This window comes from Macrococcus sp. PK (genome assembly GCF_022501545.1).
GTDB classification, from domain to species: Bacteria; Bacillota; Bacilli; order Staphylococcales; family Staphylococcaceae; genus Macrococcoides; species Macrococcoides epidermidis.
Window position 1 is genome coordinate 1 of record NZ_JAEPRF010000017.1, and the last position, 19,869, is coordinate 19,869.

Below are 19,869 nucleotides of genomic sequence, written 5' to 3' on the forward strand. Positions count from 1 at the left end.
GAATCAACAAGTGGTTCTGTGAGTGAATCAACATCAGGTTCAATTTCGGAATCAACAAGTGGTTCAGTAAGTGAGTCAACATCAGGTTCTATTTCAGAATCAACGTCAGGTTCGATTTCGGAGTCAACATCAGGTTCAGTATCAGAATCRACAAGYGGYTCKGTRAGTGAATCARYWTCWGGTTCAATTTCAGARTCAACAAGTGGMTCWGTRAGTGARTCAACATCAGGTTCKATTTCAGAATCAACSAGYGGWTCAGTAAGTGAGTCRACATCAGGYTCRRTWTCAGAATCAACYWSYGGYTCAGTAAGYGAATCARYRTCAGGTTCAATYTCAGAATCRACRAGTGGYTCKGTGAGTGAATCAACATCWGGTTCWATTTCAGAATCAACGAGTGGWTCAGTAAGTGAGTCAACATCAGGTTCARTWTCAGAATCGACGAGTGGTTCAGTAAGCGAATCAACATCAGGTTCAATTTCAGAATCAACAAGCGGTTCGGTGAGTGAGTCAACTTCTGGATCAGTGTCAGGTTCAATCTCAGAATCGACAAGTGGTTCAGTAAGTGAATCAACATCAGGTTCAATCTCAGAATCGACAAGTGGTTCAGTAAGTGAATCAACATCAGGTTCAATCTCAGAATCGACAAGTGGTTCAGTAAGTGAGTCAACGTCAGGTTCAATTTCAGAATCGACAAGTGGAACTATGAGCGAATCAAGTTCTGAGTCTATGACTTCTCAATCAACTAGTATGTCAAATGCTTATGAGGAAGATGATTTTGCAACGTTGCCGTTACTATGATGATTCAGTAACTCCTGCAGATGATAATGATGATGCAGATATATTACCTGCTTATCAAGAAGATGATAATGATGATGCAGATATATTACCTGCTTATCAAGAAGATGATAAAGATAGCCTAGGAAATACGAAAGATTCATCTAAGCATGCAGAGATTCTTCCGGATACGGGTGAACGTAGCGGTACGTTATTGCCAGGTGCATTTGCGTTACTTGCGGGTCTTGGATTGCTTAAGAAGAAAAAGAAAGACAATGATGAAGGAAATGAAGAAGTATAATTTAATATGATATTATCTAGAGTACAAGTACGCACAGGCGTACTTGTACTTTGGTATAATATTAAATATATTTCTATAATTAGGAGTAAAATTATGAGTAGCCATTACATTGAAATGAATGAATGGAAAACGGTGAGAAGGCGTTTATTATTTACATGTTTATTATTAATCATTTATGTAATAGGAACGCGTATTCCATTGTTATCAACACCAAATGAACTAAACATAGATTCAACTTATAAAATGACAATCGCCAATATGGGAGGCAATTTAGATAGTATTAATATTTTTTCTCTAGGACTTGGTCCGTGGTTAACAGCGATGATAATCACTATGCTTTATTATTATAAGTTTCCGGAGAAAATGGTTAAACTTACTCAATATGAACGAAGTATTAGAGAAAAAATATTAACTCTAATAATCGCAATTATTCAAAGTTATTTTTTAGTCAGACAAGCATATATTTTAAACCCTGAACAGCCATATTCACAATGGATTGCGATGCTTGTATTAATTAGTGGAAGTATGCTTTTAATGTGGATGGCTGATATTAATACAATTAGAGGGATTGCTGGAGCAATGCCTATCGTTTTCATTAGTATTATTAGAAGCTTTCTTAGCCAATCTTCTGTATTATTTTCGGTTGGTCCGATCATTGTTATGTTTGCTTTTATATTTGTATTAATTGCATTTATTGTTTTATTAGTGCTTGAGTTATCAGAGTATCATATTAAATATGAGGATATTATGACGGTTTCAACGCCTTATCAGAAACCTTATATTGCCTGGAAGTTAAATCCAAGTGGCAGTTTATCGATTATGATTACAATTGCACTATTTATAAGTTTGAAGTATTTTGTTGATTTAATGTTACATGCATTAACGTTAGGTGATTATGTTGATACGTCTTTTATAAGTTTCACTAATCCTGTAGGAATCACATTATTTGTCTCAATGTTATTTGTTTTTAATTTCTGGCTTTCTGTTTTTATGTTAAATCCAAAGAATAAAGCTGAGATGTTTCAAAAGAGTGGCAACTATTTTATCGGTATTCAACCTGGTAAAGCGACTGAAAGGTTTCTAAAAGATAAAGCACGCAAAGTTAGTTTTGTAGGTGCATTTATCGTTACACTCATTATTGGTATCCCATTATTTACGACATTACTGTATCCAAAATCATCTGTAGAGATTATTCTGTCGATTCAGATTATCATGGTTGTATATATTGCTTTAAATATGGTTGAATATGTAAAAACTTTATTATATTTTGATCGATACGAAGGATTTTTAAAACGTTATTGGTAAGGAGTTTATATGAAATATTTTATTCCCGCTTGGTATGCACAAAATCAGTGGTGGCAAGACCGAGCAAGACCTTATTATGATGATGTTCACACGAAGACAGAATTTGATGACATGGTGAGTATTATGGGTATGCATTACAAAAATGATAACCCTTTTAAAATGATAATCCTAAATCATTTTACAGACTTAAGATCATTTTTGTATCGCAATCAGTTATTCGAATGTGATTACTGGTCTGTGTTTGATGAGATACAGGGATTTAAAAATATGACCCCCCAAGCAATAGACTACAGAGATTTAGATTGGCCCGAACATACTGAATTTGTATATACGCCGTATTTAATTCGCTGCATTACGTCAAATGATACTTATTCACATATTCATTATTCTAATATGGGGTATTTAATCTGGATTGAAGATTTCAAAGATGATATAAAGACGCATCGTTATGTATTTGATGATCGTGGTATGCTTTCAAGTGTTGAGGTGTATGACGATGGTGAGCTAGCTTATAGTCAATTGATGAGTGTAAAAGGTGATGTTGTGCTTACAGAATATACAGCTGGTGAAGTAATGATAGCAAGTGCTTATCAGTCACAATTTAAGCAGACATCGTATTCATCGATGATGGAACTGATTGAAGAAAGACTTCAACTATATCTTGAGAATGTATCACAAGAGCCGATCATTGCAGCTGCGCATTATCACCATAATAAGCTTATTAATCGTGTTGTAATTGAAAAAAATTTAACGTATTGTATCTTTACAAAGCGTAATCGCATTATTCAGCAAGATGAGTTAATTGAGATGCAACACGCATCTCATTGGGTTGTTGATACACAAGATAATGAAGCAATATTAGCTACAGTTAAGCCTGAAGGTATGTTAAGGATCACACCTTTTAACACTCAGGCTTTGCCAAGTCTTAGCAGTCAATTGTATGAGACGTATATAGGTGTAAATATTGATGGTCTAGACGCTGAAAGATTGAATTCATTAATTGATTTACTAATTGATTTTGTCGTAGAGAATGAACAGATGAAAATTGTATTGATGACCCGTGAAAGTTTATCTAATTATCATTATTTAACCGAGAAAGTAGAAGCTATTAATGACCGATTTATTGCTGAAGCTGATACTTTAGGCTTGTTTAATGAGGAAGATACTGAAAAAGCAAAGGTGATACAATTAGTATCACTTCCGTTTGAGAATGATGTTATTAAAAAAATTGCCGAGCTCAGAATTGTAATAGATTTAAATCAAGAACCTGATTTATTCCTGCAGATTTGCGCAATCAGTGCAGGTATTCCTCAAATAAACATGAGAGCAACAGACTATGTTGAAGACAATATTAATGGGATGATTATCCATGATGATGATGGTATTACGCTTGCGCTCAATTATTACTTACTGGTCTTAAAACATTGGAACGCATCACTTGCATACAATATGAAATTGACGAAAAAATATGCATCGATTAATATTATCAATCAATTTGATCGATTTATTAAAGGAGAAGCATATGAGAAAGAAATTTAAAGTATTACAAATTGGAACACAAAATGATACAGCTGCTTTTGAAAGTAACAATAATATTTATTGGCAGTTTGTTCATATAGAGCGACTCATAGAACCATTTGAAATAATCGAAGGATTAAAGGTGTTCTTAAAAAAGGCAAAGGCTTTTGACTTTATATTAATTGAAGCACATAAAACGGATGAACTCATGATGGTTATAGAAGATATTGTTACGCCTTATAATACGTACGTGACAAGTACATATTGGCCGGAATTTGAAAGTCTTAAGTTGACACGTCAAATGCTAATTAGAGAATTCAGTGCACCAAATCGTGAAGCGCTTATTGAAAAGATTAAGTCGATTGCGTATGTGGGTCAATACGGTGATAAGATTCATACGAAAAGTATTGTGGCACACCCTTCATTTAAAGGACAGGTAGAGTACCTCGGAAATAAATATGTTGTCTTTGATTGTCCGAAGACAAATGAATTCGTACCGATTGCGACATGGCGTTACAATATTTTTTATGAAAAAGACAGAGTACTTGAAGTATGGCCGGAATTTGAAATAGATAATGAGTTAGACATGCAATTAAGAATTCGTATGATTCCTTCTGGAACAATTGGTATGTTGACTGAAGAATACGTTGTCCCATTAGAAGATTTACAAGAACCAATAAAGTTTAAGCGACTTGATTATGAAGCATATTTATCGATAACCGTTGAAGTTAAAGGAAAAGGTAAACTATTACTTGGTGCACTGCATAGAAGGTGGAGCCGACTTGAATTTGGAAGTTTTCTTATGGGTGGAAAACGCTTTGCAGATGATCAACGTAATGAATTCATTTACTATTTGCATCCTGGCGATTTAAAGCCACCGCTTAACGTATATTTCAGTGGATATAGAACAGCAGAAGGTTTTGAAGGTTATTTTATGATGAATATGTTTGATGCTCCCTTTTTGTTGATTGCAGATCCAAGACTTGAAGGTGGATCTTTCTATATGGGGTCACAAGAATATGAACATGCGATTAAAGAAGTGATTGAGCAAAGTTTAGAGCAGCTCGGTTTTAATAGCGATGATTTGATCTTATCAGGATTATCGATGGGCTCATTCGGCGCATTGTACTATGGTGCACAACTTAATCCTGCAGCCGTTATAGCAGGTAAACCTTTGGTCAATGTTGGAACGATAGCAGATAATATGAAGTTGTTAAGACCAAATGATTTCGGCACTGCTAATGACGTACTCATGTCCTTAACTGGTGGGACTTCAAAAGAGCATATTGCAGCTTTAAACGAGAAATTCTGGAAAGTATTTAGTGACTCTGATTTATCTCAGACAACATTTGCACTTTCATACATGATGCATGATGATTATGATTTACTGGCCTTTGATGATTTACTACATGTATTATCGGAGAAACATGTGAAGACGATTAGCCGTGCCATTCCTGGGCGTCACAATGATGATTCGAGTACGATTAATAACTGGTTTGTACATTTCTATAATGTATTATTAGAAACCGAATTTGGGAGAATACCACATGATCGATAATAAATTTATCATTCAATGGAAACATATTGAAGCAACAACGTTTATGTATGGTACAACATTATCATTTGATGATAACAAAGTGAAATTTAAGAACGAATTAATGCCAGCAGGTACAGTCATTCATAGTTGGATGATGACGAGTGCTTATTTTCGTGAACGTCATATACCAAGTCTACCGATATTGAAGCGTAACAAAGCGTACGATATAAAATTTAATATCGAAGAAACCCCAGCAAATTCTGTTTACTTCAAACTGTCTATGTATCGCCGTAATAAATCTTTGATAAAAGCAATTATATTTAACGAAAAAGAAGGTACATTTACGTATTCAGAAGAAGCGTATTATTATGAAATTGAGATGCTTAGCGCTTCAGTAAAGTCATTTGAATTTGAATCTATAACAATTGAAGCGATAAGTAATATTCATCAACTAAATTGTGATGAACAAAGCTTTAACTATAATAATGCTAATGTATTGAAACAATTAAAGCGGGATGACATAAAGAGGTGATCAGATGAAGCATATGATAAATACAGTGATTAATGATGCGCGATTACGTGGGTTACAGAGAATATTACGTAAGATTGTACGTTTATCCGAAACATATTCAACATTCACTGATGAAGCCTTGCAAAGTAAAACAGCAGAATTTAAGAAGAGATTATCTCAAGGAGAAACGCTGGACGATATTATGCCTGAAGCATATGCAGTGTGTCGTGAAGCAAGTCGTCGCGTAATAGGTCTGTATCCAAAAGAAGTACAAATTCTGGGTGCGATTGTGATGCACCAAGGTAATATTGCAGAGATGCAGACTGGTGAAGGGAAGACATTGACTGCAACAATGCCTTTGTATCTTAACGGCCTTCAAGGTAATGGAAATATGCTAGTTACAACGAATGATTATTTAGCTAAGCGTGACTTTATGGAAATGCAGCCATTATATTCTTGGTTAGGTCTTACTGCCAATTTAGGATTTGTTGATGAGCCTGGTTATGACTATAAACCAGGTGAAAAGAAGGCAATCTATGAAGCAGATATTATCTATACAACGAATGGTATATTAGGTTTTGATTACTTGATAGATAATCTAGCTGATAATATAAAGAGCAAATATATGCCACAGCTTAAATATGCTATTATCGATGAAATTGATTCAATTATTCTAGATGCAGCACAGACACCACTCGTCATTTCAGGAGCCGCTCGTGTACAGTCGAATCTATATCCGAATGTCAAAGAGTTTATCGATACACTGTCTGAAGATGATTATGAATATAAAGAAGATGAACAGGAAATATACCTTACAGATAAAGGTGTGCGCACTGCTGAACATTATTTTCAAATTAAAGGATTGTATGAAGCCCGATATTTTGATCTTGTGAGAATCATTAACCTCTCTTTACGTGCAAAGTTTCTCTTTGAACGCAACATTGATTATATAGTAAGGGATAATGAAGTGATTCTAATTGATCGTACAACAGGAAGAATGCTTACCGGTACGAAACTGCAATCAGGTATGCATCAAGCTATAGAAGCGCGTGAACATGTTAAGTTATCACCGGACTTAAGTGCGATGGCTACGATTACTTTTCAAAATCTGTTTATGCAGTTTGATAACTTTTCAGGTATGAGTGCCACTGCAAAACTTGGAGAGAAAGAATTTTCAGACCTGTACAATAAAGTTGTTATTCAAATCCCAACAGATAAACCAGTTATTCGAGAGGATCTGGCAGATAAAGTATTTATTGATATGGAATCAAAGAATAAAGCATTACTAGAACATGTCCTTTCGGTACATCAAACAGGAAGACCAATCTTGATGATTACACGTACCGCAGAAGCTGCAGAGTATTTCTCGGAATTGTTATTTAATTTAGGCATTCCAAATAACTTACTAATCGCACAAAACGTTGCGAAGGAAGCTCAAATGATTAAAGAAGCAGGGCAACATAACGCAGTAACCGTTGCTACTAGTATGGCTGGCCGAGGTACTGATATTAAATTAGATAAGACCTCGCTTGAACTAGGTGGACTTGCGGTAATTATTAATGAACATATGGAGAATAGCCGCGTAGACCGACAACTTAGAGGACGATCTGGTCGACAAGGTGATCCTGGTACAAGTCAAATATTCATTTCTCTAGAAGATTATCTTGTGAAACGCTGGGGAAATGACCGCCTTATTGACAAGCGCGAAACATTGACTGTGAATGCTGAACAGTTGGAAGGTAGTCGACTGCTTCATCAGCGTATTAATCGTATCGTAAAAAAGGCACAGATGGTTTCAGAAGAAAATGGAATCGTCGGTCGACTGATGGCAAATGAATATGAGAAAAGTATTAGTATACAACGTATGAATGTATATCAAGAAAGGGATCGTTTACTAAAATCAGATGATTTCTTTAACTTTAAAGTTGAGCAGGTTGCTAGAGATGTTATCGCTTCATTCGTACATTCACAAGCAACGTTTTCTAAACAAGATATATTAGAATATATTTATAAAAATATAAGCTTTCAATATAGTAAATCAATTGATGAATATGTATTACAGGATAAAGAGGAATTAATTTCATTTCTATTGGATTTATTTAATAAACAGTTACAAAGTAATAGGGATATCATTAATCATGATGATATGTTCCAGGAGTTTCTGAAAAAATCCATTCTTAAAGCAGTCGATACGAACTGGATTAGACAAGTCGATCAATTATCACAGCTTAAAAGTAGTGTGTCAAATCGCAGCGGACATCGTAATGCAATCAGTGAATATCATCGTGTAGCATTAGCATCATATAAAGCTATGGGACATAAAATTTATGAATCCATCGTTAGAAATATGTGTCTCAGCATTATCGCGTTCGATAAAGAGGGTAACTTAATTATCCATTTCCCATAATAAGAGGTGAAATAATGATTTATAATATTAATTTTGGTATAGGATGGGCAAGTAGTGGTGTTGAATATGCTCAAAAGTACCGTGCTAAAGTTTTGCGTGATTTAAATATTCCGGCAAAGTTTATATTTTTAGACTTTATGTCGAATGAAAATATTCAGACGTTATCATCTAATATGGATTTTAAGGATGAAGAGATTATATGGTTATACCAATATTTTACGGATGTAAAAATACACGAAACAACATATACAATAAATGATTTAAAGGAAACATTAGCTGAGAAAGTAGTATCTGAAGAACAAGTTGGTAAACTGAAGAAGCTGATTCTGCCTGGACAGGGCAACTTTATTACCTGTTATTTAAAAGATAAAACAAGTGATAAAGTAGATCGTGCAGAATTCGTTATAAATGGTTATTTAGTGCGCAAAGATTATTATACGTACACTCGCTTATTTAGTGAGTTTTATGGACCTGTAGATGGTGCTGCAAAAGTATTTATGCGCATATTCTATAATGAAAGTGGCTCGATTGCATATAAAGAATACATTGATGGCGAAAATAGTATGTATGATTTTGAAGATATGAAATTATATTCTAAAGAACAGTTTGTTGATTACTTTATGAAATGTTTGAAATTAACTCGTGATGATATCGTTATTCTAGACAGAGGAACGAAAGTCGGTCAAGCCGTGTTCTCTAATAAAGGAGACAGTAAGCTTGGTGTCGTTATCCATGCTGAACATTATAGTGAGAATTTTACAGATGATGATTATATTCTCTGGAATAATTATTATGACTATCAGTTTACAAATGCAGGGTTAGTCGATTTTTATATTGCTTCAACAGATGCACAAAACAAATTGCTCGCTGAGCAATTTAAAAAATATAAAAATATTTCACCAGCGATTTATACGATACCAGTAGGCAGTATTGATGCATTGAAAAAAGGCACAAGACGACCATTTGCAATTATTACTGCATCAAGGCTCGCAAATGAAAAGCATGTTGACTGGATGGTAAGAGCAGTTATCCAGGCCAAGAAAGAAATACCAGAACTCACATTTGATATATACGGAGAAGGTACTGAAAAAAGTAAAATCGCTGAAATTATTAATCAACATGATGCAAATGAATATATTCACTTACGAGGACACGTTGATTTAGCAGAAGTATATAAAAATTATGAATTATTCTTATCGGCGTCTCAAAGTGAAGGGTTCGGTTTAACATTGATGGAAGCGGTAGGTTCAGGGTTAGGGATGATAGGATTTGATGTGAATTATGGTAATCCGACATTTATTAAGCATGGACAAAATGGATTATTGTTGCCACTGGAACTTGAGAAGAAATCAATAGAAGAAACAATAACAGAATATGCTAAGGTAATAGTTAAATTTTACGAGTTATCAATTTCACAAGTAGAAGCACAGTCTTATGAAATAGCTAAACCATTCCTGACAGAGAATGTTCATCAGAAGTGGGAACAACTGATAAATGAGGTGATTCAATGATAACGTTATTTGAAACATTTACAGATGAAAGCGCAACATTGTATCACAGCTTGAAGCAATCTGAAATATATCACCAAACAGCAGTTATCGAAGATGATGGGTTTCTGCCAGATGATGTGATAACACCTTATTTATTCTTTTCTAACTTCATACCATTAAAAAAAGAAAATGGACGTTATTTTAACGAAGTGGCAACACCATTATATTGGGAAATAGAAGGAACAAACAATCAAGGTACAATTAAAGATATGGGGAAGCTACGCGGACGAATATTCTACTGCCGAAACAATAAAAATAGAATTGTAAATCGAGTAGATTGGTTAGATGAAGAAGGAGATGTACGCGCCGTTGATCACTACAATAAGTACGGCTTCAAATTTGCGACGCAAGTATTTAATAAAGCAGGACAATCAGTATTAAAAACATTTTATGATCGTAATGGGAAAGTAATTATATATGAAAACCATTTCACTCAGTCAATTGTACTTACTTATAAAGAGAAAGATTATCTATTTAAAAATAAAATCGAATTCGTCCAATTCTTTTTAAAAGAAGCATTTGATCAATTAGATGGATTTATTTTAAACTCACTTTCTGTTCCATTTATTGCAGTTTATCATTTAGGACTGCCTGGGAAAGATTATTTATTCTGGCAGGAAACGATTCAAGATGACATACCGGGAAATATGAAACTAATGTTTGAATCACCAAATCGTGATTTTACAGCAGTTATTCCTGATAAACTTGAATATGAACGTATACTATCAGTAGTAAATCATTCTGTGAAACATAAAATTAAAAGTGCAGGATACCTTTATAAATATATGAAGAAAGCGCAAATGGGCGAACAAATACTAACACTTACTAATTCAGACCAACTCGAAGATATTGAGCGTTACATTAATGAGTTACCACAATACACTTTTAATGTTGCAGCAGTTACAGAAATGTCACCGAAGTTGATGGAGCTTGGGAAGTATCATAATGTTAAATTATATCCAAGTGTTAAGCGTGATACAGTGATGAAATTATATAAAGAAAGTAATATTTATTTGGATATCAATCATAGTAATGAGATTTTGAATGCAGTTCGTAGTGCATTTGATTTTAATATGTTGATACTTGCACATAACAATACGGCGCATAACAGAAGGTTTACTGCACCTGAACATATTTATGAGCAGACCGAAGACATTATTAGGCAACTAAATCTCTTATATGAAAGACCAGATAAATTTATGGATTTGTTGAAAAAACAAAAGGAACATGCAAATGAAATGACAGTAGAACAGTTTAATAAAACCTTTAATTAAAGCCTGGAATAGATTCCGGGCTTATTTTTTTTATTGAATTCGACGAAAAGGGGACACTTTTTTAAAAATTGTCGCTTTTTATGTTTTAAGCTTTCAAGTAAAGTAAATACATATAAATGTGTTTTAAGATGTATTGAAATATTATTTTTGTATAAAATAAAAACTTCGGAGGAATATATGAAGAAAAAACCTAATAGTAAACGATATGATTTTATATCAAATCGTTTGAACAAGTATTCGATACGTAAGTTTACGATAGGAACATCGTCAATATTAATTGGCTCATTATTATTTTTAGGGAATGCAGTAGACGTAGAAGCAGAGGAAACATCTCAAAGCACAACAAGTGTAGAAACAGCTAATGCACCACCTACTGAAGCGCCAACGACAGAAGCCCCAACGACAGAAGCGCCAACAACAGAAGCGCCAACAACAGAAGCGCCAACAACAGAAGCGCCGACTACTGAAGCGCCGACTACTGAAGAAGTGACAACAGAAGCGCCAACAACAGAACAAGCTCAGAACATTAAATTTAACTCTGATAACACTGAATTATCAGGAGATGCAACAGCTGGACAAACAGTTGAATTACATTTAGCAGATGGAACGATTGAAAAGACTGTAGCTGAAAGTGATGGTACATTTACCTTCCATAATTTAACAGTAGCAAGTGAAGATGTTGTATCAGTAATTACTGTTGATGGTGATGTTAAGAGTGAAGCTGTCCAAGTAACTGCTAACAAAGTTGTAGAAACAGCAACAACAGAAGAAGCGACAACAGAAGAAGCGACAACAGAAGAAGCGACAACAGAAACAGCGACAACAGAAGAAGCAACAACAGAAGAAGCGACAACAGAAGAAGCGACAACAGAAACCTCAACAACAGAAGTACCAACGACAGAATCTTCAGTAACACAAACCACACCTTCTGAAACAGAATTATCAACAGCAATCGATCAAGCGAATACACCAACTGAAAAAGAAGCAGTATTAGTAGATAATTATGCGCAATCAACAGGTGTAACAACAGAAGAAGCGACAGCAGCAATTCAAAGTTTGAATATAGACTATTCAACTGCAACAACAGCGGATATCACTGCAGCATTATTACAAGCAATCGCAGCTGAACAAGATGCAAATACAGCAGTTGCAACGCCAGTTTCAACAACAAGCAACACTTCGATGATGGAAAGCATCACTTTAGGTATTAACGACGCTACAGTCATCAATAATTTAAATGGAACAGCTCAAAATGTGAATAACTTAGTTACTGCATCAAATATTGATGTGACGTATAGACCGCAAGTTGATGATAATCCATCAGCGCCGGAATTCTGGGCAACATCTGGAGATACACTGACTTTAAAAGCAGATTATAAAGTAGATAATGCCGTTCAATCTGGTGATTATTTTACAATTTCATACAATAATAATAATTTTAGATTTGGTGGTATAGAGACGCCCCCTCAGATTTCTCCCCTTTATAATACAGTCGGGCAGGTAGTCGCTTACGGTAGTTATAATCCGAATACTAAAACTGTCACTTATACTTTCACAGATGTCGTTGACAAACAAGAAAATGTTACGGGTAGTTTTAGTATGTATACTTTCCCGGAAAAAACTGTTGTAACGGTAGATAATAAATCTTATTTATATGATATTTCTATTGCAGGTGAGAGATACACTGAATCTATTATTGTTGACTATGGTAACAAAGATGGCAGTATTAATAACGGAGTTAAAGAATCTTCTGCACCAATGATAGCGGGAACTGCTTCGATTGATTCAACAACTAAAGAAATAACACGTACTGTTTATATCAATCAAAATGATTACACTATTAACAATGCGGTATTGAGTGCAGAACTAACAGGACTTAATTATAAGACGGGTAGTTTAAAAATTTATCAAGTAGTCAATGATGCAGCATATGCCGATAGCTTTGCGCCAAGTTATGCATCAGGTTTAGCAAGTGGTCAATTAATTGATGTAACTAAAACTTTTCCAATCACTTATAACGGTGGAGTACCAGTAATTAATTTCGGACAGATTACTACTACTGAAGGGTATATTGTTAGTTATACATTAATTGAAGATAGTGATCCAAATACAGAAAGCTCAGTAAAAACAATTTTAAATAATACAACTTGGGCTGGACCGGTCACGCACTTCAATACTTTCGGTTCAGTAGGACAAAGTTCAACAGCAGTTGGTGAAAACTTTTCATTAGGAAATTATGTATGGTTTGATACAAATAATAACGGTATTCAAGATTCAACTGAAAATGGAGCTGCGAATGTTCAAGTTATTTTAAGAAAGTATGATACAAGTGGTAATTTAATTGGACAAACATCAACTACGACAGACAGCACAGGATACTATCAATTTGATAATTTATTAAGCGGAGATTATACAGTTGAGTTTATTGCGCCAACGGGATATACATTTACTAGCGCAAATACTACAACTAATGATGCTGTCGATTCAGATCCTGTTCCAGTACGTGGAAGCGCAGGTACATCATATATCGCACCTGCTACTATTGATGGTGCTGACAATATGACAATTGATGCTGGATTAGTTAAGACATATAGCTTAGGTGACTACGTTTGGTTTGATGGTAACTCAGTGACAACAGATGGAAAACAAAATACATCAGCAGATGAAGGTCCGTTTGAAGGTGTTATTGTTAATCTATATGATGCTAATGGTAATCTTATTGGAACAACGATGACTGATAATACAGGACATTATCAATTTGATGGATTAGTTAATGGAACTTATCAAGTAGAATTTGTGGTACCTGAAGGATTAGCGATTGTAACACCTAATGCTACTACAGCAGAAAGTGATTCAAATTTACCATTAGATGGTAGCAGGGTAACAGCAATTATCAATAACGCTGATAATATGACAATTGATGCAGGACTATATTTAGATGATTCAAGTGAGTCGATCAGTTTAAGTGAATCATTAAGTGATTCATTACAGGACAGTGAAGCAATTGTAGAGAACCTTTATGATATCGGAGATTTAGTATGGTTTGATGTGGACAAGGATGGTATTCAGGACGCAGATGAGCCGGGAATTGAAGGCGTAACAGTAACGTTAACGAAACCAGATGGAACAACAGTGACAACGACAACAGATTCAAATGGTAACTATATCTTTACTGATCTTCCAAATGGAGACTATACTATTACTTTCGATACACCACCAGGTTATAATGCTCCAACAACAGTAGACAGTGGTGATGATACGCTTGATTCAGATGGTTTAGTAGTACCAGTAACCATAAATAATGCTGATGACATGACAATCGATTCAGGTTTCATCAGAGTAAGTGTCGGCGACACTGTATGGGAAGATGATGGCGATGGTGTCCAAGAACCAGGTGAACCGGGTATCCCAGGTGTAGATGTAACAATCACTTATCCAGATGGCACGAAGGAGACAGTGACAACAGATGAGAATGGTCACTATGAATTCCCTAACGTACCACCAGGTACAGTAACGATTGACTTCGAAACACCGGATGGTTATACACCGACAACACCAAATAATGGTGATGATACAAAAGATTCTGACGGAACTACAGTAACAGTAACTGTTGGCGACAAAGACATCCCGACAATCGATAGTGGTTTCGTGAAGACACCTAAAGATAAGTTAGAACTTGGTGATAAAGTATGGTTCGATGTTGATAAGGATGGTATCCAGGACGCAGGTGAACCAGGTATCGAAGGTGTTACAGTAGCATTAGTAAAACCGGATGGTACAATTATTAAAACTAAGACTGATAAAGATGGAAACTATCTATTTACAGATTTAGAACCAGGAAAATATACTGTTTACTTTGAAACACCAGACGGTATGATTCCGACAGGCTTAAATATTGGTGATGATCGATTTGATTCAGACGGTTCAGTAGTTACAATTGACCTAACTGAAAATGATTACACAATTGATTCAGGATTCTACCTTCCTGAAGGTGGAGGAACACCAAGTGAGCCGGGCACACCAAGTGAGCCGGGCACACCAAGTGAGCCGGGAACACCAAGTGAGCCAGGCACACCTGATAATAAATTGACTACATTACCTGATACAGGTGAAAAAGATAATAGTGGCTTACTTGCGACAGTATTTGCAGGTCTAGGTGGAGTGTTATTATTCAGAAGAAAAAAATAGTATAATTTTTAATCAATAAGGCTATAAATTAAGATATTTAATTAGTGGTAACTTTATATAAAATCCGAATGATGAAAAAGATAAGAAAGATTATCATCATTCGGATTTTTTAATTTAAAGCTTTATATGGTGAATGATATGTATTACATAAAATATAATCGCATCAATTCAGTAATCAGAGGTGCTAATAGTGACAATATATAAAATGAATTTTAATATCGGCTGGATTAACAGTGGTATTGAATTTGCGCAAAAATATATCTTCTTAGACTTTATTGGCGTGGAGAATATCCTAGCTTTAACATAGTATATGGGTTTTGAAGATAATGAGATAATCTGGGTGTATCAGTATTTTACAGATATAATAATTGCACCTACTACATTTACATTAAATGATTTTATAGCTTTATTGGATGAAGATGTAATAAAAATTGAAAAGAAAGATAGGACAATTATTTTAAAATTTAAAAGGAGATATAAGATATATTAAATGTAAGTTAAAAAGTACTCAAGATGAGTATATTGATAGAGCAGAACTTGTTTATGATGTAAATGGCAGTTAAAAAATGTAGGAAAATGGCGGAATGAAAATGCTGTTTTTCCTACATTTTTTCTTTTCAAAATTATATAAACATGTCTTAACTCAATCTTGGATTGGAGTTTATTTGATTGAGACATGACATTTATGAAGGAGTGCTGAGGGTATTAAACCAAATTATGCTGAGCTTGGTCGACAGTATAATTGTGATCCAAGAACAGTTAAAAAATATTATGATACCGGTAAAGAAAATGAATTAGAAGGACTGAAGAAAAGAAAGTAAACTAAGAAAACATCAAAACTAGATCTGTTTAAAGAAATAATTGATGAAAAAATTGAATTAGGATATACTGCCATGGCAATATTCAAATACATTGAGAAGAAAGGATATGAAGGTCGCTATACAATTTTGCGAGAATACTGTAATTATAGATAGAACATTAAAACCTTTTTTGGGTTGATGAAAGATAAATTCTGTAAGTTAAAGATGAGATTAAAAGAGTATTGGAAGTCACTTTTTAAATCACACATCTCAACAAGTAGAAGATAACAAGCCTATAATAGAACTAACTATCAGAGGTATTTAAATTTAAAATATATCTTTCTATAATATAACGGACTGATGAATAAATATAAGTCTTTCTTCAGCCCGTTTTTTGATTTTTGAATACTATTGTATCTAAATTACTATCAGTTTTATTTGATAGAGAACCTATTCGTTGAAACATAAAAAAATAAAATATCTCTATTGAGTCATCTTAAGAAATTTATCAAGATTAAGTGTTTGGGGTTTATATATATCTAATGCATTATTCTGTTTTAACGTTTCAATCTTATCGATAAACGCAATAATTGAATCATTGCTTGTAATCGTGTTAAATTGCCCGTAATCATATTGCCACCATTTAAGGTTTAATAACTTCTGAATAATTTCAGGAGGGAACCTAAACCTTATAATCTTGGCTGGATTTCCTCCTACAATTGCATATGGTGGAACGTCTTTAGTGACAACAGATCCAGCTGCAATTACAGCACCATCATTAACAGTCACACCTTTAGATGAGAACAACACATCCTGCCCTATCCACACATCATTTCCTATAACAATCGGTTTTTCTTCAGCTTTATGGATATTGCCACGCTTAAATGCAATATCATGCTGTCGTTCATAATGTAATATAGCTGCTCCTCGTGTCTGATATGTAAGTGAAGATGTTGTAAATTGATCAAGTGGATGATTTACTCCCATTCTTTGCACATTGTTTGCAATGGAACAGTATCTTCCTACAATTGTATTAATCGGTAATTGACTACGTGTATAACTAAAGCTACCCATAGTAAAAAAATAGTTAGTGGCAGAAAATGTGACATGTGGTTCGATGACTGCATTGTTGCCGAAAAATATATGATTAATTCCGGGTTGTAGTAGCTGTTTTTCATTCATCATCTGCGTAAATATACCGAATCGAGAGAGTTGGTTATTAATATGTTCGGTTGTTTTCACTTTTGTATAATGATGTTTTTCGTTGTAATGAATACCATCTGTTACATATTCAATATTATTCACAATAGAAGCCATATATTTATACCTCGTTATTTGTTTTTACAGATTCGAAATCAGCAATAGTTATTGATTTCGGTTTAAAAGGCTGGATATTTTTGTTGGCAATTAAATTTTCTAATTTTTCAATAAAGTCATCGATTTGTTCATCACCTTTAATATTTTCAAAATCTCCAATACCATATTGCCACCATTTAAGTGCCAGTAGTTTATCGATGGTAGATTGATCGAAACGATATTTGATAACTTTTGCAGGGACACCTCCTACGATTGCATAAGGCGGAACATCTTTTGTAAGTACGGAACCTGCAGCAACAATTGCACCGTCACCGATTGTTACACCCGATGTTGTAATTAATACGTCTTGTCCAATCCACACGTCATTTCCAATCACAATTGCACCATTATTTGTCTGATCAGCTTCATTTTTTACACGTTCGAAGTTTGTTCCGGTGTCTTCATAGTACTTATCAAACGGCGGAGTCGGGCTTAAATATGTAATCATAGACGTTGTGAATCGATGTATCGGATGATTACCGTTCATTCTTCTAACATTTGGTGCGATAGATGAATATCTTCCGATTATTGTATTAGCAGGTAATGCACTAAATGATGTGGAAAAGCTCCCCATCGTGTGAAATGTGTTTCCAGCAAAGAATACGCAATAAGGTTCAATTTGTGCAAACTTAGAAACTGTAAATCTGGCATTGTCTTTAAATCGATGTCTAATTTCTGCGCTTCCGGTTGTAAATATATTATGTTGCTCAAAAAACGATTGGTATTGATTATTGAATTGATAAAATTTCTTACTGTTATTGTTTGAGCAAATAATATTCTCTTGCATAAATGTAATACCATTAATCTTTGTTGTCATTATCTGCTCCCTCCATATTAAAAACTTGAATTAAATTATTCCATTTTTTATATACTTCATTGCGTGTGTATGGTGAAAGTGAGGTTTCACAGTTTTCGTAATAGGATTTTAATTGTTGTGGGCTACTCAATAAATGTCTTAAAATTTCATAGAGTTGATTTAAATTGTTATAAGGAATTAAATTACCATTCACACCATCCATAATCATTTCATTCGGTCCATATTCAACATCATATGATACAACGGGCGTGTGATGTGATAGAGATTCTAATATAGCGAGTGAGAATCCTTCTGATTTGCTTGTAAGTAAACTCAGTGTTGCACCGCTATATACATCTGATAAATTTTGTGCATAGCCTTTTAAACAAATATAATCATTGGCGTCTAATGTATTGATCAGATTTTGTAATTTGTTTTGTTGTGAGCCAAATCCATATAAATCTAATGTTATTTCAGGGAATTCATTTTTAAGTTGATGGACAATATTTATTTGATCCTCAAGTTGTTTTCCTTCAACATAACGCGCAATTGAAATAATTTTAAACGGCTGTTTCTCTGAAATGTTTAGTGGTGTTAATTTATTCTCAACATATCCAACAGGGATATGATAAACAGGTATATTTTTCATATTATCATGTCGTTCAATATATTCTGTAATATCATCTTTCTGCGCTTTCGTTGAAGTTATTAAACCTTTAAAGGCATATAGATTTTTGAATAATAAATCATATGGCCATTTTAACCTTTCGTTGTCAGGGTTAATTTCACTGAGATGTGTCATATGAATTACGACTAATGCATTTATTTTATGCTTCATGTTTAAAAAAGAAGGAACAATTTCTAAAGGTCTATCTATAATAAAAAGATCATTTGTACTAGCGATTGTATCAAAGAAATGCGTTACTAATTCTTGTTCACTGCTAAATCTATCGAATATGCCATATTTATTCTTTAAATAGATTACATTGGCATTAGCATCATTTTCTTTACTTGTATAATATTTTTCGATTACTTTTTCACCATTCGGTGTGAAGAATTCCTGATATACTGTATCTTTTCCATTGGCATAATGAGAAGCGGAGCTCAGAAACCCTCTAACGTCGTATTCTTCATGTTTAACAAATTGATTATTATTGTTAAAATAATTAATAAATAAAGGTTGCTTTAAATTAGTATCTAAGAATCTGGCGTACATAATCATTTTGCCAGCTTGCATTATTCGAATATCTAATTTATTACGAAGTACAGTTACTTCATAGTTCTGATCTTTCCAATACTTTATCCAGTTAAAGCTATTGTTGGCTTCATAATATGTCGCCTGTTGAAAATAGTCATACATATTCAATACGTCGTGTTCAATACCGTGTTGACGGGCCCAGAGCGATGCGAGATGATTATATTGAATGGTCACTATCTTAGCAGGGTGATTGTTCATTTTAAAAAGTTTTAATCTATTATATTGTGCTTTATCTACACCTGTAATCACCTGTGGGATGCTTATACCTAAGAAATAATTCATGTTGACCTCCAT

At 34.1% G+C, this 19,869-nt stretch carries 12 protein-coding genes and 1 pseudogene; 10 read left to right on the forward strand and 3 right to left on the reverse strand.

Translation table 11 applies throughout. From position 1 onward, the window contains the following. The first annotated feature begins 354 nt into the window (after positions 1–354). From JJJ02_RS13395 to JJJ02_RS11175, 10 genes are all read left to right on the forward strand, one after another. Complete coding sequence (locus tag JJJ02_RS13395) at positions 355–798, forward strand: hypothetical protein (RefSeq protein WP_304653865.1); 444 nt, start codon at positions 355–357, stop codon at positions 796–798. Beyond that, positions 761–1,075 carry an LPXTG cell wall anchor domain-containing protein gene (locus tag JJJ02_RS11135; protein WP_240839043.1) on the forward strand — a complete coding sequence of 105 codons (315 nt, stop codon included), beginning with the start codon at positions 761–763 and terminating at the stop codon, positions 1,073–1,075. The genes JJJ02_RS13395 and JJJ02_RS11135 overlap by 38 nt, the downstream gene beginning before the upstream one ends. Before the next feature lie 93 nt (positions 1,076–1,168). After that, a complete protein-coding gene (gene secY2, locus JJJ02_RS11140; RefSeq protein WP_240839045.1) occupies positions 1,169–2,380 on the forward strand; it encodes an accessory Sec system protein translocase subunit SecY2 in 1,212 nt (403 codons plus the stop codon). Between the two features lie 9 nt (positions 2,381–2,389). Further along, the gene (gene asp1, locus JJJ02_RS11145) at positions 2,390–3,919 is read left to right on the forward strand and encodes an accessory Sec system protein Asp1 (RefSeq protein ID WP_240839047.1); all 1,530 of its coding nucleotides are present in this window, start codon (positions 2,390–2,392) and stop codon (positions 3,917–3,919) included. After that, entirely contained in the window at positions 3,903–5,456 is a 1,554-nt protein-coding gene (gene asp2, locus JJJ02_RS11150) for an accessory Sec system protein Asp2 (protein WP_240839048.1), read from the forward strand. Before asp1 ends, asp2 begins: the two co-directional genes overlap by 17 nt. Further along, the gene (asp3, locus tag JJJ02_RS11155; RefSeq protein ID WP_240839050.1) at positions 5,446–5,967 is read left to right on the forward strand and encodes an accessory Sec system protein Asp3; all 522 of its coding nucleotides are present in this window, start codon (positions 5,446–5,448) and stop codon (positions 5,965–5,967) included. Before asp2 ends, asp3 begins: the two co-directional genes overlap by 11 nt. Before the next feature lie 4 nt (positions 5,968–5,971). Then, positions 5,972–8,353, forward strand: coding sequence for an accessory Sec system translocase SecA2 (gene secA2 / locus JJJ02_RS11160; protein WP_240839052.1), 2,382 nt, complete (start codon positions 5,972–5,974; stop codon positions 8,351–8,353). Between the two features lie 11 nt (positions 8,354–8,364). Further along, on the forward strand, positions 8,365–9,864 hold the full coding sequence (gene gtfA, locus JJJ02_RS11165; protein WP_240839157.1) for an accessory Sec system glycosyltransferase GtfA: 1,500 nt from the start codon (positions 8,365–8,367) through the stop codon (positions 9,862–9,864). Then, the gene (gene gtfB, locus JJJ02_RS11170) at positions 9,861–11,177 is read left to right on the forward strand and encodes an accessory Sec system glycosylation chaperone GtfB (protein ID WP_240839054.1); all 1,317 of its coding nucleotides are present in this window, start codon (positions 9,861–9,863) and stop codon (positions 11,175–11,177) included. Before gtfA ends, gtfB begins: the two co-directional genes overlap by 4 nt. 177 nt (positions 11,178–11,354) lie before the next feature. Beyond that, positions 11,355–15,365, forward strand: a complete 4,011-nt coding sequence (locus tag JJJ02_RS11175) for an SdrD B-like domain-containing protein (RefSeq protein WP_240839056.1) — start codon at positions 11,355–11,357, stop codon at positions 15,363–15,365. 1,436 nt (positions 15,366–16,801) lie between these two features. Here JJJ02_RS11175 and JJJ02_RS13465 read toward each other — a convergent pair. The 3 genes and pseudogenes from JJJ02_RS13465 to JJJ02_RS11190 form a co-directional block, all read right to left on the reverse strand. After that, positions 16,802–17,008, reverse strand: a pseudogene (locus tag JJJ02_RS13465) (CatB-related O-acetyltransferase); the annotation flags it as partial. 478 nt (positions 17,009–17,486) lie between these two features. Then, positions 17,487–18,338 carry a CatB-related O-acetyltransferase gene (locus JJJ02_RS13470; protein ID WP_396614747.1) on the reverse strand — a complete coding sequence of 284 codons (852 nt, stop codon included), beginning with the start codon at positions 18,336–18,338 and terminating at the stop codon, positions 17,487–17,489. Further along, the gene (locus JJJ02_RS11190; protein ID WP_240839060.1) at positions 18,322–19,857 is read right to left on the reverse strand and encodes a glycosyltransferase; all 1,536 of its coding nucleotides are present in this window, start codon (positions 19,855–19,857) and stop codon (positions 18,322–18,324) included. Before JJJ02_RS11190 ends, JJJ02_RS13470 begins: the two co-directional genes overlap by 17 nt. Positions 19,858–19,869: the final 12 nt, after the last annotated feature.